Raw genomic sequence first — 20,106 nt, 5'->3', positions numbered from 1 at the left:
CCTCCCCCGGCCGCCCGCGCCGGCGCGACCGGGTACTTTCGAGAGCGTGGCTGGATTCAGGAACGGACGCGGCCGGGACAACCGCGACCCGCGACAGCAACCGCGAGCGCGACGGCAGCAGCCGCCGCGTCCCTACGCCGGCCCGCAGGCGGCGCAGTGGCCCCCGGCGGGAGCGGGCGGCGGACAGTACAGCGGCGAACCCGAGTACTTCGGCGAGCCGAGGCCACAGCCGTACCAGGACGACCCGTACCGGCAGCAGGGCCCGTACCAGCAGGCCCCCTACGCGCCGCAGGACCCGTACGGACCCGGGGACCCCTACGCCCCGCACTCCCAGCCGCAGAACGGCGGCCCGATGCAGGGCGGCCCGATGCAGGGGGGCGGCGGCCCGATGCAGGGCGGCATACCCTCCGCTGACCCCAACCCGCACGCGAACAACCCGGGCCACACCCAGGTCTTCCGCGTCAGCGACGACCCGTACGGCGACGGCGCCACGTACCGCGCCGGCGCGGCGCCCGTCCCCAGCGGCCCCCGGCTCGCCTGGCGCGACCTGCTGACCGGCATCGTGATGCGCCCGAGCCAGACGTTCCTCCAGATGCGGGACTACCCCGTCTGGGGCCCCGCGATCATCGTCACCCTGATCTACGGCATGCTGGCGCTGTTCGGGTTCGATGACGCGCGGCACGACGTCATCTCGTCCGCGTTCTCGATGGCCCTCCCGTACGTCCTGTTCACAGGCGTCGCGTTCGTCATCGGCAGCCTCATCCTCGGCGCCGTCACCCACACGGTGGCACGGCAGCTGGGCGGCGACGGATCGTGGCAGCCGACGGTCGGCCTCTCGATGCTGATCATGTCCGTGACGGACGTGCCGAGGCTGGTCTTCGCCGCGTTCCTCGGCGGCGACAACGGCTTCGTGCAGATCCTCGGCTGGCTGACCTGGCTGCTCGCGGGCGCGCTGATGACGTCGATGGTCCGCAAGTCGCACGACCTGCCGTGGCCCAAGGCGCTGGGCGCGTCGGCGATCGAGCTGCTTGCGCTGCTGTCACTGCTGAAGCTGGGCACGTTCTGACGCACGGACGCCCCCGGGCCTGCGCGTGGCCTCCCGGGCCCCTCCGGCCTCAGGCGTCCAAAACCTGCCCGGACCGCCGCACGACAGGCGGCTGAACGCTCCACGGGAAGTTGATCCACTGGTCCGTGCGCTTCCACACGTACTCGCACTTCACCTGCGACGCGGACTTCTCGTAGATGACGGCGCTGCGCACCTCGGCGACGTGCTCCCGGCAGAAGTCGTGCACGAGCTTGAGCGTCTTGCCGCTGTCGGCGACGTCATCCGTGATCAGGACGCGCTTGTCGCTGAAGTCGACGACGTTCGGCACGGGCGCCAGCATGACCGGCATGGCGAGCGTCGTCCCCACGCCGGTGTAGAACTCCACGTTGACGAGGTGGATGTTCTTGCAGTCCAGCGCGTACGCGAGGCCGCCGGCGACGAAGACGCCGCCGCGGGCGATGGAGAGGATTATGTCCGGCTCGTACCCGTCGTCTGCGACGGCCTGCGCGAGCTCGCGCACGGCGACGCCGAACCGCTCGTAGGAGAGGTCCTCCCTGGACTGGCTCACGCCTGCGACTCCCAACCTCAGACTTGGGTCCGGTGGAAATTGAGATAGGAGCGCGAGGCCGTCGGCCCGCGCTGCCCCTGGTAACGCGACCCGGCACGCTTCGACCCGTACGGGAACTCGGCGGGTGAGCTGAGCCGGAAGAGGCAGAGCTGCCCGATCTTCATGCCAGGCCACAGCTTGATGGGCAGGGTGGCCATGTTCGACAGCTCGAGCGTGACGTGCCCGGAGAACCCGGGGTCGATGAACCCGGCCGTCGAATGCGTCACGAGCCCGAGCCGCCCCAGGCTCGACTTCCCCTCTAGCCGCGAGGCGATGCCGTCGGGCAGCGAGATCACCTCGTACGTCGAGGCGAGCACGAACTCCCCCGGGTGCAGGATGAACGCGTCATCGCCCTCGGGCTCGACGAGGCGGGTGAGGCCGGACTGCTCCACGGCGGGGTCGATGTGGGGGTACAGATGGTTCTCGAAGACCCGGAAGTACCGGTCGAGCCGGACGTCGATGCTGGATGGCTGGACCATCGAGGGGTCGTACGGTTCGAGGCGGACGTTGCCTGAGTCGAGCTCGGCGCGGATGTCCTTGTCGGAGAGGAGCACGCCCCGAGGATACGGGGGGTGCGCGGGCCGCCCGTGACCGGCCGCCCCGCGCACCCGTTCCCCACGTGCGCCGCCGGCCGCTAACCCTGCTCGCGCCGCGCCCCGGGCACAGGCACGGCATGGCGCAGCCGCGCACACCGAGGACACCGGATGAGCCGCCCGGGCCCGATCCTCCCGGCGTCGAGATGCTGCAGCGGGAACGACGTGGTGCTGAACACATGACCATCGGCACAGCGGACGACGGTGCGCTCCATCAAGTCCATCAGGTCCCTTCCCCAAAAACGCGGACGAACGCCACATTAGGGGATGACCAGGACGCCGAGCCCCCCGGCACTCCGACACACACGCTACGCCCCAACTCCCGCCACCCACGCGCACGTACGCACGCCGAAGAACCCCGCGAGTCCCCCAGAAACCCCCGCAACCCAGGCAACACGACAAGCCCCGGCGCGCTGCACCGGGGGCGGGAGGATGAGGTAGAGTACGAGCAGATACGACGAGGCGATCTTCGGACGCGGCGTCGATGTGCGGGTGTAGTTTAATGGTAGAACATGAGCTTCCCAAGCTCAGAGCGCGAGTTCGATTCTCGTCACCCGCTCCAAAGAAAAGCCCCAGGCCAACGGCCCGGGGCTTTCGTGTTGTCTAGACCTCTCTAAGCGTCTTGCACCAGATCCGCACCAGAAGGGCCGGGCGGATCCTTCCGCAGCTTCTTACGCTCGACGCGCACCAGCTCGTCCAGCCCGGCTGCAACTTCCTGCTGTCGCTCGTCGTCCGAGTGCTGATACATGAGCGCGGCCCGCTCGGAGGACTGCCCGGCGCGCACCATCGTGTCCTTGAGCGTGGCACCGGACCGGGTCGCGAGCGTGTGCCCGGTGTGCCGAAGGTCGTAGAAGCGGAATGTCTCCGGCAGCCCGACCACCGTCCGCGCCTTGCGCCACTTCCGCCCGAACGTCGAGCGCCGGAACGGCTTGCCCTTCTCCCCCACGAACAGCAACCCGTCCGGCCCCTCCTGGGCGTACCAGTCCAGATGCCGCCGCACCTCGATGCGCAGGAACCGCGGCAGCACGACGAGACGGGTACCGGCCTCGGACTTGGTGGGCCCTTCCGCCCGGCGCCCCGTGGTCAGTTCCGGCGCAGCGAGCCGGACTCGCACAGTCATGGCGTCGAGGTCGACGTCACGCCGGCGGAGCCCCGCCTGTTCCTCGGGCCTCAGCGGACCGTACGCGCCGAGGTAGACCATCAGCCGCCACCGGGGCCCGAGGGCCGAGGCAAGGGCGTCGACCTGGGGGACGGTCGCGATACGCCGCTCGGCTGCGGACTCCTTGCCCGCACCCTTGATCCGGCACGGGTTGCGCCGGATCAGCTCGTCGTCCACGGCCGTTTCCAGGACCGCCTTCAGCAGCCGGTACGCCTTGGCAACCGTCGTAGGTGCCTGCGTGGCCTCCAACCGCTCAGCGCGCCACGCTCGGACGCGGGGCGCCGTGATCTCGTCCAGGTCGACCGTGCCGAAGGTGGGCAGGACGTGGAGCCGGAGCAGCCGCCGGTACAGCTCATCCGTGGTGGGGGCGAGTCCACGCTCGTTCACCCACCGCCCCGCGTACTCGGCGAAGTTGACCGCTCCGGCGTCAGGGTCCTCCCAGTCTCCGCGGGTAAGGTCGGCCTCCACCTGAGAGAGCCACACCTCGGCGTCGCCCTTGGTCGCGAAGGTCTCGGGTGCCCTGCGCTCCTGACCCTGCGGGTCGAGGTAGGCGGCGGTCCAGCGACCGGAGCGGTACTGCCGCACGGAGCCGAACCGGCGCCGCCGGCCTTTCTTGTTCGCCATCAGGCAGCCCTCCCGCGCCGACGACCTCGGCGACCTGCGGCCGGAATGGTGTTGCGGTTGATGAAGTCGCTGACTGCTTTTTCAGGGATGCGAACGTGACGGCCCACGCGCACGAAGACGATGCGTCGCTCGGCGATCAGCCGTCGCGGAAAGCGCTGGGTGGTGCCCAGACGCTCGGCGACTTCGGGTACGGAGAGGAGGCGTTCGCTCATGCCCGCGCCTCCCGCTTCGCCGCCCTGATGCCCGCCGCGATGAGCGCTTCGTCCAGGGCGTAGCCACGTCCGGCGAAGGCCCAGTGCCCCACGGTGACGGTGGGCCGATCAGCCAGACCGAGCGCGGCACGCTGCTGTTCGGCGCGGTGCTCAGCGCGAGCCGCACGGAGTGCCGTCAACGTGGTCGAGTAGCGCCGTGACTTGGTGGAGAAGTGGCCGCCGTAGCCGAGCATGTGGGCCCAGCGCCGTAGCCCCAGAGGCTCGAAGTCGGGCAGCGCGCCCAGCCACCAACAGGTACTGATCATGCGGAGCGTGTGTGCCCGCACGGGCAGCACTGCGAAATCGGCCGCATGCCGAATCCGGGTGTCGACCGCGCCGGCCGCTTCCGCACCCTTCGTCGCGTACTTGGCGATGTACGCGGCCACAGCCGCCGACGTCAGACGTTCGCCCGCGCCGAACTCAGCGATGGGTCGTACGTCGATCTGCTGCCCGAACCGCAGCACACGCGGCCCGATCACCGCACTGCCCGGCGCGATGAGACGGACCCGACCGGCCGCCTCCCGAACAGCGTCGGTCAGCAGTCGGGTAGTCGCCCAGGTCGGTGGTGCCGAGTCGGGTCCGTCCGGGCCGTCGAGTCGGATGACGGCGTGGAAGTGGATCAGGCCACGCCGCTGGTACTCGGCCACCTTCGCGTAAGAGAGGCGGAGCCGACGGCCGAGGTCGGTCCGGCTGAGTCCGACCCGTCGGGCGATCTCACGGCGCAGCTCCAACGCGAAGCGGTGCCAGAGCTGACCCGCGTGCGCCTGCCAGAGCACTGCCCCCGCGTAGTCGTAGCAGCGCGGGCACAGCGGTTCCCCGAGTCGGGCGTCGTCCCCGCCATGGCGCACGTTGCACCCGACGAGCGCGCCATGCTGGCACCGTCCCGACGTGCGCCGAGGCCGACAGGGCCGCACGCGGCCGTCGTGTTCCCGGCGGGTGTGGACCGCACCGAAGCCGGGCGCGGTGAGGGTCGCGAAGACGCGCGGGTGTCCGCCGACCGTCGCCGCAGTCCCTTTGCCGCCGACCAGGCCGGCGCGGATGAGCTGGTACGTGTCCGCACGGTAGAGCGCGGCACAGGTCGGGCAGACGCTCGCCCGCCGGTTTCCACAGGCTGTGAGCAACCGCCCGCCGCGCTCCTCGGACGAGAAGGAGTACAGGGCCTCCCCGGTCGTGGCATCGAAGAGGGTGGCACTTCCGACCAGGTGGACGGGGTTGGTGCAACCGTCCAGGCGGACGATGCCGCCGTACCAGGAGGTGAAGTCACCTGCCGACGCTCGCTCGACGAGCGCGGTCACGGCGTTCGGTGTGGCGTTCATCGGCCACCTCCGAAGGCGTGGGCCATCACGGTGGCGATGGCTTCCGGACGGGTCTTGGCGCTGAACCTGAGCGTCGGGTCGGTCAGCCAGAGGGCGGCGGCGTGCGCCGGGCAGAGCCGCTGCTCGGTGGCATCCCGGCTGACCAGAACGACTTCCGGTCGACCGACGCAGGTGGGGTGCTCCCATTCCCGCAGTGCACAACGAAGGGGCGGAGATTTGCGCGAGTGGTTGGGGTTGGTCAAAGTGTGAGTGCTCCTTTTGCTGCTCATGTGGCGGTTGGAGTGGGCTTCCGGCGGGGTCGGGTTTGGCGACTTCGCGCCCCGTCGGAGGCCGTTGGAGACGAGGAATACGGGCATGTGAACCTGCCTCGTTTCGTAGCCGGTCAGAAGTGGAGATGGCCGAGGAAGCCGCTCACCCCCTCCAGTGCGGTGCGGATGACCGGTGCTGCTGCGGTCGTAGCGACGAGGAAGCCGAAGACCGAGCAGAGCAGGAACTCCACCCACCGCAGGTAGCGGATGCGCAGCAGGAACCAGATCAGGAGGCCGAGCAGCAGCGCGGCCGACATGGTGACGAGCACGGCGTACACCTCTCATGTGTGGTCGCGGGGGTTCTTGCTGTCGGGGTTGTCGCCGTCGAGCCGTTCCAGGTGCACAGCAGGCCCGGCGGAGGGAGAGCCGAAGAAGTCGGCCAGTTCGGGGAGGTAAGGGGTCAGGTGCGCGTACTCGGCCGCGGTCGCCTCAGCCTGCGTCTCCGAGACGAGATGCGACCGGGCCCGCTCCCAGCCGTCGCCGGACGCCAGGACGGCCGTACCGGCCTGATCGGGCCGGATGGCTTGGGCCGCCTTGATGGCATCGGGGTTGAGGTCCCCGAGCGCCATTTCCGCCGTACCCGGATCGGCCACCCGATGGCAGACACGGCCGCCGAGCTGTGCGCGCAGCGCGGTGACTCCCGGGCCGAGGTCGGAACCGACGCGCTGCCCGGCCACAACGAGGAACACCCCGAGCGCTGCGCCCAGTTGAGCCAGCCGAATCAGCGCCGTACCGGCCGCCTGCGCTTCGTCCTTCTCGCTGCGGTTGGCGAGGAGAAAGAGCTCTGCGATCTCGTCAACGATCACCACTACGGGTGTCGGCCGGTCCTCTTCGGGCAGTCCCCAGATGTTCCGGACGTGTGCCGTCCGGCAGACCGCCATCCGGTCGAGCGTCAGGTCTACGAGCGCCGACAACAGCTTGACCGCCTGCCGCCGATCGGTCGCAAGAGCCGACAACCGAGGGCCGTAGAGGGACAGTTCCATGCCGCCCTTGCAGTCGACACCGACCAGCGCGACCGGCTGCGGCGCCAGGCCGGCCACCAGAGCGTTGATGAGCGTCGACTTGCCGGATCGAGTGGCACCCACGACCAACCAGTGCGGCACTTCCCGAAGGTCGATCACCCACTGCGCGCCAGTCTCCAGAGCCCCCACCGCTACCCGCAGGAGACGACCAGATTCCTGATGCCGAGGTATGCGCGGCTCGCGGAGTGGATCGGTGGCTGAGGCCACAACACGCACGACACCGGGCCGGTGGGCAGTGACGCGTACTGCGTGCACCTGCCAGCCCTCCGCCATGGCGGGAGCCGCCTTGGCGAATGAGTCGGGCACCTGTCCCGGCAACAGCCGCACCAGGAACCAGAAGCCACCGGCCGTCGGATGCAGCACACCACGGGCGGGAACCCTCGGCTGAGGAGGCGGCGCTCCCTTGCCAACGAGCCCGGAAACCACGACGAGGGCCGCCTTTCGGCTCACGGCCAGCCCGCACCCGGCCATCAGCGGACGCCATGTCCGCGCCAGCCGCACCCAGGCACACGGGAAACCGACGAAGTACCACCAGGCGACCGGACAATGGCGACGAAGCACCGGAGCGCCCACCAAGAGCCCCAGCGCCAGAGCCGCCAGCACCACCAGCGCTATGCCGGGCCCCTGCGCCGAGGACTGCACGGCAAGACCGATCACTGCGCACCGCCCTTGCCCGCCGCGCCACCGGACGACGGCGAGGCGGAAAGTGCCTTGATCTCGGCCGCCCGGAAGGCGACGCCGTGTCGGCCGTCGTTCTCCCACGGGGTGGCCACCAGATCGCGGACCTGTACCGGCATGCCGAGCTGCACGCCGTGCGGCTCACCGGCCACGCTGACGTTGACCACCTCGGCGGTCGCACCGGACATCAGGCACAGGCCGACCTGATACACGGTCTGCCCGGTCACGCGGTCGACGCGCACCTGCCCCGTCTCCCGGTTGGCGACGCGCGGGGCCGGAGGCACCGCACAGAAGATCCCCGTGAACTTGCTCGTATCGATCGGAAGGCTTGCCACTGCTTACAACTCCTTTGATCCATCGGCCCGTAGAGCTTCACTACGGGAAGGCATCCACCCGTAGTACGGGTAGCGATGACAAGAGTGCAACCCGTACTACGGGTTGTCAAGCGTGATGGCGTGAGAGATGCTGTCCCCGACCGTGGGCAGCACGAGAACCAGCCGCGACAGGCCAGAGGATCAACGGAGACGCGATGCCACCCGAGCGAACGCCCGCCAAGTACCGGCAGATCGCAGAGCACCTGCGCGCGGGCATCCTGGAAGGCACCTACCCGGCCGGCCAACCGCTGCCGTCGGAAGAGGTGCTGGCCAAGCAGTTCGGGGTGACCAGGCCGACCGTGCGCCAGGGCATCGCTGAGCTGCGGGCCGCCGGACTGGTCGAGGTCATGATGGGCCGCGGCATGTTCGTCCGCTCGCCCCACTCACGCCCGAGCTACACGCGCCCCCGGGGCGTCCGCAGCGACGCCAACGGCCGCTACGTCGAGGCCGACGGACTGCGCTGGACGGACGCCGAGGAACCCGCAGTCACCCGCACCGACGCCCCGCTAGCGCTCGCGGACCTGCTGAACATCCCGCCGGGCGAGCCCATGTACACGTACGACGCGTTGCAGACCGCCGACCGGGGCCGCCTTCGCCAACTCCACCGCACACACGTGCCGTTCTCGGTCCTCCTCGACACGAAGTACGAGGAGGAGGCACCCCCGCCAGTCCCCCAGCTCTACGGCGCACTCAGGGACCTCGGTCACGACCTCCGGTTCACGGAGTACCTGCGCACCCGCATGCCGCTCCCCGACGAGGCCGAAGCCTTGCGCCTCTCCGACGGAGTCCCGCTGCTGCACATCCTCCGGGTCACGCTGAACGGAGAGGGCAAGCCGCTGGCCCTGGAGGAGTTCCAACTGCCCGGAGACGACTTGGAGCTCAGCTACAACCTCTGACGTCGGGTTGCGTGGCTCAAACTTTCTCTACGTCTTCAAGGCGGCTCGCTCCGCTCCCCGCGCGTGACCCGACTCCCGGCCGGACCTGCGCTCCTGTCTCCGCCCCGCTCCAGCCCAGCTGGAGTCCGTACCGCGCTCACGGCAGTCGGTCGCCTGTCGTCCGGAAAGGACTACGTCGCGGCTGCGACGGTCTGCGGTCAACTTCCGACATATGACAGGTACTACCCGGCGCAGGTCGATAGCCTCACTACATGACGAGCACGACGTGTGGATGGTGCGGCCGAGTGGCCAACATGAGTCTATGGGGCGGCACTGCCTACCAAGGCGGAGCAGACTTCGAGCGAGAAACGTACTCTCAAGCGCACCAATGCGATCACTGTAGAAATCTTCTTATCCGCTACGGAAGCATAGACGGGGAGGGGCCTGAAAAGTGGCTGCCCAGAGCAGGCACTCAGAAGGAATTCCCCGACGTACCTGTCGAGATTGCATCGCTCGCCATAGAGGCACACGACAGCCTGTCTGTAAATGCCGGCAGAGGTGCAGTTGTTCTTGCCCGAGCGGTAATTGAGGCCACAGCCAAGGACAAGGGAATTGGGAGCGGAAATCTCTATTCAAAAATCGACCAGATGCACACTTCCGGGCTTATTCGAGAGCACATCAAAGAGGCCGCACACGAGGTTCGGTTGGGTGGAAATGACGTAGCGCATGGCGACATCCTGAGCGGCCCATTCTCTTACGAGGAAACGGCGGAGATTCTAACGTTGATGGACGAGGTACTTCTTGAAGTCTATCAATCGCCTGCCCGGGTGGAACGTGCCCGTCAGCAGCGCCTTAATCGCCAACAGAGCTCGACAAATCCGTAAGCCACAAAGTGGATCGAAAAACAAACGCCAAATGACCCACAAGGAGATTCTCGCCATGGCAACCGGCGATTTTCGCAAGTTCGACTTCGGATACTCTGATTCAGGTCGCGAGTACACTCGATCTCCACGGCTACTGCGAGAAGGATTTTACGACCTTGGAAGGATCGAGGAGAGCGTACTCAATTCGCACGAGTTTCTCATCCTTGGCTATAAAGGATCAGGAAAATCTGCCATTGGTGGACGGTTGCAGTTGATCGCACAGGATTCCCCAGGGCGTTATTCCGCTCCAGCCCCAATTCACGTAGACCGACTTTCTTTGAAGGAATTCAGAAGAGTCGTTCCAGAGGCCATTGATCCCCACATTCGCCACCAATGGGTCTGGGAACTCCACCTACTGATCCATATCGTCTCTCAATTGGCGCAGGATGCCCAGGCAGATAAGGCGCACAGAGAAAGTGTCAACGCCGCCCATGAGCAGCTCCAAAGAGCGGGAGTCACACCTCAAAGTCCCGCAGCCATGAAACGACTGCGCACGAGTAATGTTGACCCGCTTGGTACTTCATTGCCGTCTACCGGTAGCATCCGCAGCACCGATGCGAGCAGACTCGAAGACTGGATCTTGTATCTAAAGCATGAAGTATCATGCTTCAACAGTTCGCGACAGCACTACATTTTTATTGATGGACTGGACGACGCCTCCATTGTTCAAGAAGGCAGGGCGGCCTTGCTTGGAGGCCTAATTCAGGCAGCAGCCGACCTAAACGATCTATTCGTTTCAAGCGAGAGTCCCGTCAAGATTATCGTCTGCTGCAGGACAGATTTGTACGCGCGCCTATCCCTTCCACGAGCGGGAAAAATTCGGCGCGATGATGGACTAGAGTTGAATTGGTATCAGAACACGCGAGATTTTCGAGCGACGCACCTTGTCCGGCTGGCGAACCTGCGGGCAAGACTAGTCGACCCTAACTGTTCCAATGTCTTCGATGAATTTTTCCCCGAACGAATTTCCAACAGAGACGCAATTGAATTTCTGTTGCTCCAGACGCGCCACACGCCCAGGGATCTCCTGCAGCTTCTGAAAGTTATCCAGAGCCACGTGGAGCAGGCTGGAAAAATTCCGAACGCTAGCATCCTAGCAGGTGTCGCCGAGTACTCCAGCAGCTACTTCATCGGAGAGATGCGAGACGCGCTCTCGACTTATTTCCAGCAGGAAGATATTCGACGCATCGAAGAGCTGCTCGGAACGCTACGAAAGCGACAGTTCACACATCAAGAACTTGTCGACGTGGTGCAGCGAGACCATCGCTTCAAGGGAAGAATTGACCCTGAGAAGGTGCTTTCCGCCATGTTCGATAGCGGATTTTTGGGCAACGTTTCGGGCGGGCCCGCTGGAGGGTATGAGCAATACTTTAGGTTCAAATTCCGTAATCCTCAAGCCGCCTTGGTCTACGACGACGGAATGCAGCTACATCCAGGTCTTTGGAAGACCTTCAATGTAGCTTAATTGCCACTGTCTGAAGTTGAAAACCATCACTACCGCAGCCGCTTGACAACGGCCCTCGACGGCGGACTGTGCTGCCCAAGCTCGGGACGAAGGGGCCGTGTCAGGAGTGGGTAGCCAGTCGACAGCCCCGCACAAGGCTTGGCTTCCCTTGAACCGCAGATCGCTCCCTGCCCGCACTGCTTCGGGAAGATGAGGTCCGGCTCTATTGGCCCAGCGACTCGTCCGGGCTGCGGCGCTGGGGCGCCGGTCCCGGCCGGCCGCCGGGCGCGGCTGCGCCACACGAGTCCAGACACGCGAAAGCCCCGCTGCGCCAGTTTCGGCGGAGTGAGGCTCTCGTCAGTCGGTGTCTATGACGCCGGGGCGTCTGGGCGGTTCGATCACCCGGCCGCCCGTTCGGCCATCTCCGCGGAGAGGCCAACGGCGACCAGGCGCGCCAGCAGTTCGGCCGCGTCCGGGCCGAGGGTGCCCAGGCAGACCAGGCCGTCCCCGAAGACCGACACGTCAGCCTTGAGGCCGGGGAAGTCCGTCTCCAGGCCCGCAGCTCGGAGCTGCTGCGCCAGCGCTTCCGCTGCTCGCTTGGCCTGCCCCCAACCTCGCACGTACGGCCGCGCTTCGGACAGGTTCTCTGCACGTCGAGCGACGACGCGGCGCGGGTCCATGAGGTCTGCCATCTTGGTTCTCCCTGTCGATCAGTTCGAGGTGCGGCGGGTCTCGCCCGTGTCGCATTCGCAGCGCAAAGCCCGACGTACGAGTTCGGCCAGGCGTTCGGCGGTAGCCGGAGAAATGCGCCCCAGGTCGATGAGGCCGTGCCCGAAGGCGTTGAGGTCGGCACGCAGGTAAGGGAAGTCCCTTGCCATGCCCGCCGCCGTCAGGATGTCCCTCAGCGAGGAGGCGGCCGCCCGCGCCGCGTACCACTCCTCCGTGTCCAGCGGCGACCAGTGCGCCGCATCCGAACGTTCGTCGTCATTCGGCACGGCCGACCACCTGCTCTCCCACTTCGGCCGGCCCGCCGTTCACGGCCTGGACATCGGCGCAGTGCTCGCCGTAGTGGTCGGCTCGCTCCAGCAGGACAGCGGAGGCGACCAGCATCACGGCCAGGGAAGCGGTGCGCAGCGGGCTGCTTTCGGGCCGACGGTTGGGCGCGCGCAGCCACTGGTAGCGGTCGTCCGCCATGGGGATCGGGCCCGGGACGACGACGTGCGAGCCGCGGTCCAGGTAACGGTACGCCGGGGGCGTGTCCGTCTCCCGGCCGACGAGCCGGGCGAAGCGGTCCCGGGCTTTGAGCGGCAGGAAGAATCCCACCTGCCTACTCCCTCGGTCGGCCATCACCGGCCCGACCGGCATGTTCCTGCGCTCCAGTTGGTCGAAGACCTCGACGCCGAGACGCTGGTCTGTCACCACCATCTCGAAGGCCACACCGACGGGCAGGGCGTACGGACGCCGAAGGTCGTCCGCCCAGTACTTACGGCACAGTTCGGGGTCCTCGGCGACAGCGGACAGCCACTGCATGCCCCGCTTGGTCATCCTCTGCACGTCATCCACCTCGGTCGGACGCTTCTCTATCGGCCCGGTTCGGCCGCCGTACGAACAGACTCCTGTCTCGGCCCTGAGCTGGGGAGATGACGAGAGGTGACGAGGGATGACGAGGTGGCGAGGCGCGCGTCAGCACCCGTCATCGGCCCTGGCCCGCTTGTGAGCGCCAAACAGGGTGTTCAAGTGTCCGTCCGGTTACGTAGAGTTGGTGAGCAGCGCAGAAACGGGCCTCGTATGCGGACCCTCGGGGAGGTACAGACGCATGGCCACACCGCCGTCCGTCGGAAGCCGGTTACGGGATGCTCGGACTCGGCGCGGTTGGAGCCAGCTCCGCCTGGTCAACGAGCTACGGCGAGCGTCCGCCCAACACGGCCAGGCGCTACCCACCGACGCCAGCGTCAAGCGGCGCATCGCCAGTTGGGAGAACGGCCACAGCACGCCCGATGAGTTCTACGGCCCCCTGCTCTGTACCGCGCTCGATCTGTCGGCCGCCGAGCTTGGGCTCAACCACCTGAGCAGCACCGACGCGCACCTGCTGGACGCGGCTTACCCCACGAGCCCCGATGTGGCTATCGCTACGGTCGACCGCCTGTGGCGTGCCGATCTGAACGGCTACGAGCCGCTGCTCCAGGCGGAACCGTCCGAACCGGCATGGAACGAAGCATCACTTCGTTGGCTCGTCGCGCCAGAGGCCTCCTTCACCGCGCACAGCAACGAACGTGCCCCGAAGGTCGGGCTGGCCGACGTGTCCGTGATCAAGACGACCAGTGACATGTTCGCCGGCTTGGATGACCAGTTCGGCGGAGACCACGCGCGGCAGTCCGTCATCCAGTACCTCAGCCGAGACGTGGCCCCGCTGCTCAAGGGGCGGTACACGGACACAGTCGGTCGAGCTCTGTTCTCGACGGTCGCGGAGGCCACGCTGTTGGCCGGTTGGATGTCGTACGACGCAGGACACCACGGCCTCGCGCAGCGCTACTTCCTCCAGGCGCTACGGCTCGCCCAGGACGGCACCGATCGGCGGCTCGCAGGGAGCATCCTGTCCGCGATGAGTCACCAGGCCACGTTCCTCGGGCAGTACACCCACGCCGCGACGCTCGCCCGTGCTGCCCTGATGGGCATCTCGGGTGTTGCCACGCCGACGCTACGAGCGCAGTTCCACGCCATGGAGGCCCGCGCGCTCGCCCGCACCGGAGACCGCCGCGCAACCGAGACGGCGCTCAGCGAGGCCGCCAAGGCCCTGGACGCCTCGAACGCGAGCGACGAACCCGAGTGGATCACGTACTTCGACGCCGCAGAGCTGGCCGCTGAGACGGCCCACTGCTTCCGCGACGTACGGCGGGCCCGGCAAGCGGTCGAGCACGCCGAGAACGCCATGAGCGGCAGCCACGTGCGGAGCGACTTCTTCGCGACCATGGTTCTCGCGGACGCCCACCTGCACGCGGGCGACACCGAGGAAGCGTGCCGGGTGGCGCTCGATGCGCTCGACCTCGGCGAACAGCTCAAGTCGGCCCGCTGCGTCGCCTACCTCACGGAGTTCCGCCAGCACCTCGACGCCCTCGGTCCCTCAGCGGCACAGCGCGACATCATGGAACAGGCAGCCGACAACCGGCTGTGGCTGGCCTCTGCGGTGGGGGCCTGAGGCAACGCCCTCAGAAGGGACTCCACTCCTTGCGGCTTCCATCCGTGCGCAACGTCTCCACCCGTCGCCCGAACTCCGCCGCTGACTTGGCGCTGTCGGCAACCTGCTGGCCCATCCAGAGAACCATCATCAACTCACGGACGTCAGCCAGGACCGAGTACCCGGGCCAGTTCATAACGTCGAAGCCGTAGTGGTGGACGAATCCCTCATACTCCGTGCGCGTGTGCCAGCCGAAGCGGTCGTAGTAGATCGCGGTCAGGATCAGGTCCCACTCCCGCGGCGCGAGAGTGAAGCCGTCGAGGTCGATGAGGATGGCTTGCCCGTCGCGGTGGCGCAGCACGTTGCCCACGTTGGCGTCACCGTGGATCATCCCGAACGGGAGCACGAAGTCCAGCCGCTCGTACTCCTTGGCCAGGCGTACGACCCGCTGCTCCAGGAACGCCGCGTCTTCGGGCGCCACCCCGCGCATGGCGCGCAGCGATGACCACAGCTTGCCGACGGGATCGAAGTACGACAGGTGCAGCGTCTCCGGCTCGTCCAGCCAGTGCAGGCGCTTGAGCAGGTCGGCCAGCTCCGCGACCGTCGCGTATTCCTCGCGCTCCTGCGCGCTCTCCCAGAACGTCACCACCCGGCCAGCCGCAGTCAGCGGCTGCTCGATGCGAGGCAGTATCCGAGTCGCCGGGAAGTCCTGCGACGCCAACCAGCGCGCCACCGCGACCGCCCGTTGCATGTCCTCGGCCGCGTCCACGTCACGGGCGATGCGGACGATAACCGGAGCGGACGGGAGCCGGTACACGGCGTTCGACCCCAGCCGCAGCAGCTCTGCGCCAGAGGCGTCGACGCCGGCGGCCGCGCACGCCTCACGCAACGACGCGCCAGCCGTCCCCGCCGTGAACTCCTGTCGTCCAACCGGCCCGCCGGCCGCCTCCGAGGTCATGCAATCGACCGTACCCGCCGCACCAGACGCGCACCAGAACGTACGGTGAGCCACGGACACGAGCAGGGCATTTGCCCCGCTCGCGCGAGGCGACCGCGCAGGCATCTGTGCAGGTCAGGGCATCAATAGCGGCGCTTCAGCCCGCGATTCCCAAGCTCAGAGCGCGAGTTCGATTCTCGTCACCCGCTCCAAGGAAAAGCCCCAGGCCAACGGCCCGGGGCTGTTTGTTGTCTAGACCTCTCGGAGCCTGCCGTGCCCTCCGCGTGCCCCATCTCGCACGAATGCCCTGATCGGGGGCGCGCGGCGCACCACCTTGCACCACTTGCGCCGTGCCCTGCCGAGAGGTTTTCCACCCATCCCAGGAACCACCTCCCGTGCGACAGCGCTCGTGGCTAGCGTGTGGCCCCAAGACGGACGCCCGCCGGGGTGGAACTCCTGTCGTGTCTCAGCCGGCTAGAGTTACGTTTCGACTGCGCCGCCACTCTGGTCGCGTCGGATGCCCACGACGACTCGGCGGCGCTGGAATGTGGTTGCCGCGCCGTCCTGCCGGATGGCGAAGAGACCGCGGCCGACAACGCACGCCTCCTTGCACCTGGCATATCGCTGGCCCAGACGTCCCGGGGTGAGCGCCAGGAGTTGACGATCCTCGCAATGTCGGCCTCACGCTGGACCTGTGTCGCATCGGGAACGCCTACGAGTCGCTGGACTCGCGCGACGCCGACTACGAGCACTTCTCACCGCTCTTCGACAAGTCGGGAGATCTCGGCTTGCACTCCGATCTGGAGGAGTGCCTGGTGAGCGCTGACCAGGTCGTCATCATCGACCGCGTGCGGATCACTCCGGCGTGGCGTGGACGGGGCGGGGTCGGTCGGCTGTTGATCGGCCGCCTGCTCCGCTGGGTGGACACGGTTTACCCAGCGGCTGCCACAGCGTGGCGGGGGCTCGAATTCAGCCATCTTGACAATTGCCGCGCTCTAATTCCGGCTTCACGTGTCTCACACCACCATGGCTCGATTTGCTCCGAACACCCGATCGCCAGTCCCCTCCACAAGGGCGGCAGGTGAATTGGTTCTTCATGGAGTGGCTTATTTCGGGCAGCGCATGCGCCGTGTGATCGCGGCGGCCAACCAGATCCGTTTCCGTCACACTTCCCCATATTGCTGCCCTGTGTGCATGGCTGATCGCAGACTGTTCTCCGGCCGTGAAGCGACGACTTTCGAACGGGAACGAGGGGGAACGTTGACAGCGGAACTGGACGCGATGGCAGTGGCTGTGCCAGTGGCGACTGCCGTGGCGGCGGAGATGGCCCGGGGCGGCTGGGTAACGTTGCGCGGAGCGCTAGCCCGCTTCTTCAGGCGCGATGGGAAGCCGACCGTGGATCGGCAGCTGGAGCTGCTCGACACCGCGGAGCAGACCTTGAGCGAGGCGGCGGAGGAACACCGCGACGATCTGCGCAACCAGCTGAAGCAACGACTCGTCCTGCAACTCGCCGCCTATCTGGACCGCTACCCCGACATGAGCGAGGAGTTGGGGGCACTTCTGCCGGCCCCGGACGGCCCGCTACCGGCGGGCGCCCCGGCATTGACCGCTCAGAACAACAGCAACAGCCAGATCCTGCAGGCGTCCGGCAACCTGGACGCTGGCAGTGGGGGCATCAACTATGGGGTTCCGCCTCGCAATCCAAGCGTGTGAGCCAGCAGTGCCCTCGTTTACTGTGCCGTCCGGCAACCATGCGTCCGGCGGCGGGATCCACGCCGCCAACAACACCTACTCGACTCTGCTGCAGGCCGGGCGAGACATCAACCTGCACCAGCAAGATCCCCTGCCTACGGAGCCCGTGCCCTCGGCGGAAATCGATGCGATCCGCCGCGCTTGGGTCGCCGAAGACGGCGAGGGCAAGGAGATCGCGACCGCTCCTGGAGTGCTGACGATGCTCGGCTGCGACGAGCGGGTGGTCGTGATCGCCGGTCCACCCGGGACGGGCAAGACCGGCGCGGGACTGCGCGCCCTATCGGAGTTGCGCCCCATACTGCCCGGAATCGGCGGGTCGAGGCTACGGCTGCGTCTTGAGCACGTGCTGCCGGACTGGGAGTCGGTCGAGAAGGACAAATTCCTGCTCCCCGCTGAGCCCGGCCGGGGATACCTGCTTGATGTCTCGGGCGAGAGCGCGCGCTGGGAGAGACCGGACGTCACGGCCAGGAAGTTCCTCGCTCATGCTGAGACCCTGCGGAAGAGGGGTTCCTATCTTGTTGTGGTCGTCGGCGAGCACGGCTGGCCCGAGAACGACCCGGTCTTGGGGCGCAACGTCGTCCGGGCCGTCAGCGCGCCCCCGGGCAACCGGATCGCGCGTCGCCATATCGAACGGCTTTATCCGGGGGCCGCACGCCGCGGATGGATGCAGGAAAGCGTCCGGGAAGCCAGCAGGGGAGGTGACGGGCCTGATGGTGTGGACCGTTGGGCACCCCTTACCGGCCTCCTGCGCGCCGACATGCAGCCGGGCGACGCCGCGGCACTTGCTCTTGAACTCAGCCGCATCAGCGACTCGGGCGGCACCGTCAAGGACGCCCGCGACCTCGTACTGCGCTGGCGTGAACGGGTCAGTACCGTCTTCCGCGAAACACAGGACAGCGCGGACGACAGAGCGTTGCTGCTGGCAGCCGTGATGCTGGAAGGACTCAGTCCCGCCGAGGTCCTGGATGGGGCACGTCTGCTGCTCGATGACCAGAGGAAGCGCGGCATCCGGGACATTCTCACCGGCCGCGACCTCGTTACGCGACTTGAGGCAATCCAGGCGAAGATCGACGGGCAGCGAGTCTCCTTCCGCCATCTGCCCGGGTACCCGGTCGCAGTGCTGGGGCATTTCTGGCGCCAGCTCAGTGATATCCAGCCCGGCCTGATCCAGTGGATCAAGCAGCTCACGGCACCCAAGAAGCCCGGCGCCGCGCGGATCCTGCAGATCGCGGATCTGCTCGCCCAACTCGCCGTGGACGAACGTGACCTGCGCCCACTGGACGTCGCCCAATCATGGGCCGCGACTGGCGACGCCGGCCAAGACGGCGCATCCCGTCTGCTCGCACGCGTCGCCAGGGACCCCGCCCTCGGCCAGGAAGCCCGTACGAGACTGCGGTCCTGGGCCGGCCAGGAATCCCGGGCCAACGCCACCGTAGCCGCAGTGGTGTGCCAGGGACCCTTCTCGAAGGAATATCCCCGCCAGGCACTCACCTGCCTGCGCTGGGTACTGGGCCGTCCCGAACACGACAGCGCAGTATCCGTCGCCGAGGAAGTCCTGCGCGCCATGGGCTCAGATGTCCAGCTGCTGCCACGCGTATGGGCCACGGCCAACAGATGGCTTACTGACTACCAGCAACCGGACGACCGGAACCATCTTGCCGCATGCCGGGCCGTCCTGGCCCTACTCCGTCCCTCGGCCGACTATCCCGTGGCGACCCTGCTGCTGGCCAATGCCCTGGAGTACACGGACACAGCCGATGAACTCGTACAGGGCTGGTCCGCAGCTCTATCCGTGCCGACTCTGGAACCACGTTGCGAGGAAGTCCTGAGCGCTTGGGCCGAAGCCGTGGCTGACGGCTCGCTCGACGCTGACGCAGTGGTGGAGGTGCTCAACCGCGTCATCCGCGAACACTGGATGTCAGGCCCGCTGTCCACTTTCATCGCCGGTCGGGCCGGTACGGGATACACCTCACAGTCGGTCGTCAACCTGCGCGAGCGCCTCATTCTGCGCTGGAACGACCCACGAGAGACACGCTCGGAGATGCACAGCAACCAACCCTTGATGACGCAACCCGCGGCACCCCTCGAGGTCGTTCCCGCCCTCCGCACTGAGACGGGGGACGAGGCATGAGACGCATCTCCAAACGAGCCCGCCGCAAGCAACTCCGCCGAAGAATCGGTGCTTTCTCCGCGGTACTGCGCAGTAGCCGACCGGGCATCCTCTACACAGCCACCATCCGCGCAACCCTGACCCCGGACCCATCAGGCCCCTACGACCCGGACGAGATCGCCGACCGCGTCCGTGCCGCCCTGCGCATCACAGCGGCGGCTGCAGTACGCGACCAAGACCCGATCGACCTCCCCGCCGCGCAGGACGCCTGCGCACAGCAGCTGCGCACACCTCAGAGTCTCGGTCTTCCGGGCCGTGCCACGGTCACCGCCTCCGTCCACCTCGAACTCGCGGACGAGGACCGTGCCGCAGTGAAGGAACTGCTCATCGCCATACGTGCCCAAGGGACCACGGAAACCCTTAGCAGACAGGGCACGGAGGCGCTCGCCAAAGAACTCGCCCACCCAGCTGCCCTGCTGGTCCGATGGCTGCAACAGGCCGATGCGCAGATCACCCAGCCACCCGGCGAAGCGCAGTTGGAGGCACTCGCACGACGGTTTCGCAGCTACCCGAAGGACCGCCATGAACCCGTAGAGCTGCAACTCCTGAACATCCTGCGGGATTTCCTCGCCGAATTCCCCAAGGAGGAACAGAAGCGCCTGCTAATGATGCTGCTCGCCAACGGCATGCGTGCCGCCCGTAAACCCGGTCACGCCGACCGGGTCGACGCCCTGGCGCAACCAGCACCAGCACCAGCACCAGCACCAGCAACCGAGGGGACCCCGCTCGCCGAGGACGCGTCGTGAGCGCCACACACACAACGTTGTGGCGCCTTCTGCTGTCCCCACGTACCAGCTGGCATGCCCTTCGGCTGATGCGCCGGGCCAGAACATGTGCCTCGCCTGCAAGACAG

The 20,106-nt window shown here is 67.0% G+C and carries 22 protein-coding genes and 1 tRNA gene; 9 read left to right on the top strand and 14 right to left on the bottom strand.

Annotated features, from left to right (window positions below):
• Nucleotides 1–46: 46 nt before the first annotated feature.
• Nucleotides 47–1,066, top strand: coding sequence for a Yip1 family protein (locus JFN87_RS00600; RefSeq protein ID WP_209337778.1), 1,020 nt, complete (start codon nt 47–49; stop codon nt 1,064–1,066).
• A gap of 49 nt (nt 1,067–1,115) precedes the next feature.
• Here the strand turns inward: JFN87_RS00600 and JFN87_RS00595 are convergent, their stop codons facing one another.
• The 3 genes from JFN87_RS00595 to JFN87_RS33355 all read right to left on the bottom strand — a co-directional run bounded on the left by JFN87_RS00595 (nt 1,116) and on the right by JFN87_RS33355 (nt 2,469).
• Nucleotides 1,116–1,613, bottom strand: a complete 498-nt coding sequence (locus tag JFN87_RS00595; RefSeq protein WP_209337777.1) for a phosphoribosyltransferase — start codon at nt 1,611–1,613, stop codon at nt 1,116–1,118.
• A gap of 17 nt (nt 1,614–1,630) precedes the next feature.
• The gene (gene dcd / locus JFN87_RS00590; protein WP_209337776.1) at nt 1,631–2,206 is read right to left on the bottom strand and encodes a dCTP deaminase; all 576 of its coding nucleotides are present in this window, start codon (nt 2,204–2,206) and stop codon (nt 1,631–1,633) included.
• An 80-nt stretch (nt 2,207–2,286) separates the two neighbouring features.
• A complete protein-coding gene (locus JFN87_RS33355; RefSeq protein WP_245178508.1) occupies nt 2,287–2,469 on the bottom strand; it encodes a hypothetical protein in 183 nt (60 codons plus the stop codon).
• Between the two features lie 264 nt (nt 2,470–2,733).
• Between JFN87_RS33355 and JFN87_RS00585 the strand changes: the two genes are divergently transcribed.
• Nucleotides 2,734–2,807 (top strand) — tRNA-Gly (locus JFN87_RS00585).
• Between the two features lie 51 nt (nt 2,808–2,858).
• Here the strand turns inward: JFN87_RS00585 and JFN87_RS00580 are convergent.
• From JFN87_RS00580 to JFN87_RS00550, 7 genes are all read right to left on the bottom strand, one after another.
• Nucleotides 2,859–4,028, bottom strand: a complete 1,170-nt coding sequence (locus JFN87_RS00580) for a tyrosine-type recombinase/integrase (RefSeq protein ID WP_209337775.1) — start codon at nt 4,026–4,028, stop codon at nt 2,859–2,861.
• Nucleotides 4,028–4,240 (bottom strand): excisionase family DNA-binding protein, encoded by a 213-nt coding sequence (locus JFN87_RS00575; RefSeq protein ID WP_209337774.1) that lies wholly within the window; start codon nt 4,238–4,240, stop codon nt 4,028–4,030. The genes JFN87_RS00580 and JFN87_RS00575 overlap by 1 nt, the downstream gene beginning before the upstream one ends.
• On the bottom strand, nt 4,237–5,595 hold the full coding sequence (locus tag JFN87_RS00570; protein ID WP_209337773.1) for a replication initiator: 1,359 nt from the start codon (nt 5,593–5,595) through the stop codon (nt 4,237–4,239). Before JFN87_RS00570 ends, JFN87_RS00575 begins: the two co-directional genes overlap by 4 nt.
• Nucleotides 5,592–5,837: a hypothetical protein gene (locus JFN87_RS00565; protein ID WP_209337772.1), complete on the bottom strand. Its 246-nt coding sequence runs from the start codon at nt 5,835–5,837 to the stop codon at nt 5,592–5,594. Before JFN87_RS00565 ends, JFN87_RS00570 begins: the two co-directional genes overlap by 4 nt.
• Before the next feature lie 140 nt (nt 5,838–5,977).
• Nucleotides 5,978–6,172, bottom strand: coding sequence for a hypothetical protein (locus JFN87_RS00560; RefSeq protein ID WP_209337771.1), 195 nt, complete (start codon nt 6,170–6,172; stop codon nt 5,978–5,980).
• 12 nt (nt 6,173–6,184) lie between these two features.
• The gene (locus JFN87_RS00555; protein ID WP_307865237.1) at nt 6,185–7,582 is read right to left on the bottom strand and encodes an FtsK/SpoIIIE domain-containing protein; all 1,398 of its coding nucleotides are present in this window, start codon (nt 7,580–7,582) and stop codon (nt 6,185–6,187) included.
• On the bottom strand, nt 7,579–7,938 hold the full coding sequence (locus JFN87_RS00550) for an SCO3933 family regulatory protein (protein WP_209337769.1): 360 nt from the start codon (nt 7,936–7,938) through the stop codon (nt 7,579–7,581). The genes JFN87_RS00555 and JFN87_RS00550 overlap by 4 nt, the downstream gene beginning before the upstream one ends.
• Before the next feature lie 194 nt (nt 7,939–8,132).
• Here JFN87_RS00550 and JFN87_RS00545 point away from each other — a divergent pair, with 194 nt between their 5' ends.
• From JFN87_RS00545 to JFN87_RS00535, 3 genes are all read left to right on the top strand, one after another.
• Entirely contained in the window at nt 8,133–8,873 is a 741-nt protein-coding gene (locus JFN87_RS00545) for a GntR family transcriptional regulator (RefSeq protein ID WP_209337768.1), read from the top strand.
• Between the two features lie 293 nt (nt 8,874–9,166).
• On the top strand, nt 9,167–9,736 hold the full coding sequence (locus JFN87_RS00540; protein WP_245178531.1) for a DUF4145 domain-containing protein: 570 nt from the start codon (nt 9,167–9,169) through the stop codon (nt 9,734–9,736).
• 31 nt (nt 9,737–9,767) lie between these two features.
• On the top strand, nt 9,768–11,240 hold the full coding sequence (locus tag JFN87_RS00535; protein ID WP_209337766.1) for a P-loop ATPase, Sll1717 family: 1,473 nt from the start codon (nt 9,768–9,770) through the stop codon (nt 11,238–11,240).
• Between the two features lie 377 nt (nt 11,241–11,617).
• On the opposite strand, the gene JFN87_RS00530 is transcribed toward JFN87_RS00535, so the two are convergent.
• From JFN87_RS00530 to JFN87_RS00520, 3 genes are read right to left on the bottom strand one after another with little or no spacing between them, the layout of a single operon-like run.
• Nucleotides 11,618–11,911, bottom strand: a complete 294-nt coding sequence (locus JFN87_RS00530; protein WP_245178507.1) for a hypothetical protein — start codon at nt 11,909–11,911, stop codon at nt 11,618–11,620.
• 18 nt (nt 11,912–11,929) lie between these two features.
• Nucleotides 11,930–12,214, bottom strand: coding sequence for a hypothetical protein (locus JFN87_RS00525; RefSeq protein ID WP_209337765.1), 285 nt, complete (start codon nt 12,212–12,214; stop codon nt 11,930–11,932).
• On the bottom strand, nt 12,204–12,803 hold the full coding sequence (locus JFN87_RS00520; RefSeq protein WP_307865243.1) for a bifunctional DNA primase/polymerase: 600 nt from the start codon (nt 12,801–12,803) through the stop codon (nt 12,204–12,206). Before JFN87_RS00520 ends, JFN87_RS00525 begins: the two co-directional genes overlap by 11 nt.
• A gap of 232 nt (nt 12,804–13,035) precedes the next feature.
• Between JFN87_RS00520 and JFN87_RS00515 the strand changes: the two genes are divergently transcribed.
• Nucleotides 13,036–14,415 (top strand): helix-turn-helix domain-containing protein, encoded by a 1,380-nt coding sequence (locus JFN87_RS00515; RefSeq protein ID WP_209337763.1) that lies wholly within the window; start codon nt 13,036–13,038, stop codon nt 14,413–14,415.
• Between the two features lie 10 nt (nt 14,416–14,425).
• Here JFN87_RS00515 and JFN87_RS00510 read toward each other — a convergent pair whose 3' ends face one another.
• Nucleotides 14,426–15,352, bottom strand: coding sequence for an aminoglycoside phosphotransferase family protein (locus JFN87_RS00510; protein WP_209337762.1), 927 nt, complete (start codon nt 15,350–15,352; stop codon nt 14,426–14,428).
• Nucleotides 15,353–16,525: 1,173 nt separating this feature from the next.
• Between JFN87_RS00510 and JFN87_RS00505 the strand changes: the two genes are divergently transcribed.
• The 3 genes from JFN87_RS00505 to JFN87_RS00495 are packed head-to-tail and all read left to right on the top strand — an operon-like array spanning nt 16,526 to nt 19,999.
• A complete protein-coding gene (locus tag JFN87_RS00505) occupies nt 16,526–17,044 on the top strand; it encodes a hypothetical protein (RefSeq protein ID WP_209337761.1) in 519 nt (172 codons plus the stop codon).
• Between the two features lie 22 nt (nt 17,045–17,066).
• Nucleotides 17,067–19,214, top strand: coding sequence for a hypothetical protein (locus tag JFN87_RS00500; protein ID WP_209337760.1), 2,148 nt, complete (start codon nt 17,067–17,069; stop codon nt 19,212–19,214).
• Nucleotides 19,211–19,999 (top strand): hypothetical protein, encoded by a 789-nt coding sequence (locus tag JFN87_RS00495; protein WP_209337759.1) that lies wholly within the window; start codon nt 19,211–19,213, stop codon nt 19,997–19,999. Before JFN87_RS00500 ends, JFN87_RS00495 begins: the two co-directional genes overlap by 4 nt.
• The last annotated feature ends 107 nt before the right edge of the window (nt 20,000–20,106 follow it).

It is taken from the genome of Streptomyces montanisoli, assembly GCF_017813245.1.
GTDB classification, from domain to species: Bacteria; Actinomycetota; Actinomycetes; order Streptomycetales; family Streptomycetaceae; genus Streptomyces; species Streptomyces montanisoli.
This window is presented reverse-complemented; position numbering and strand designations above follow the sequence as displayed.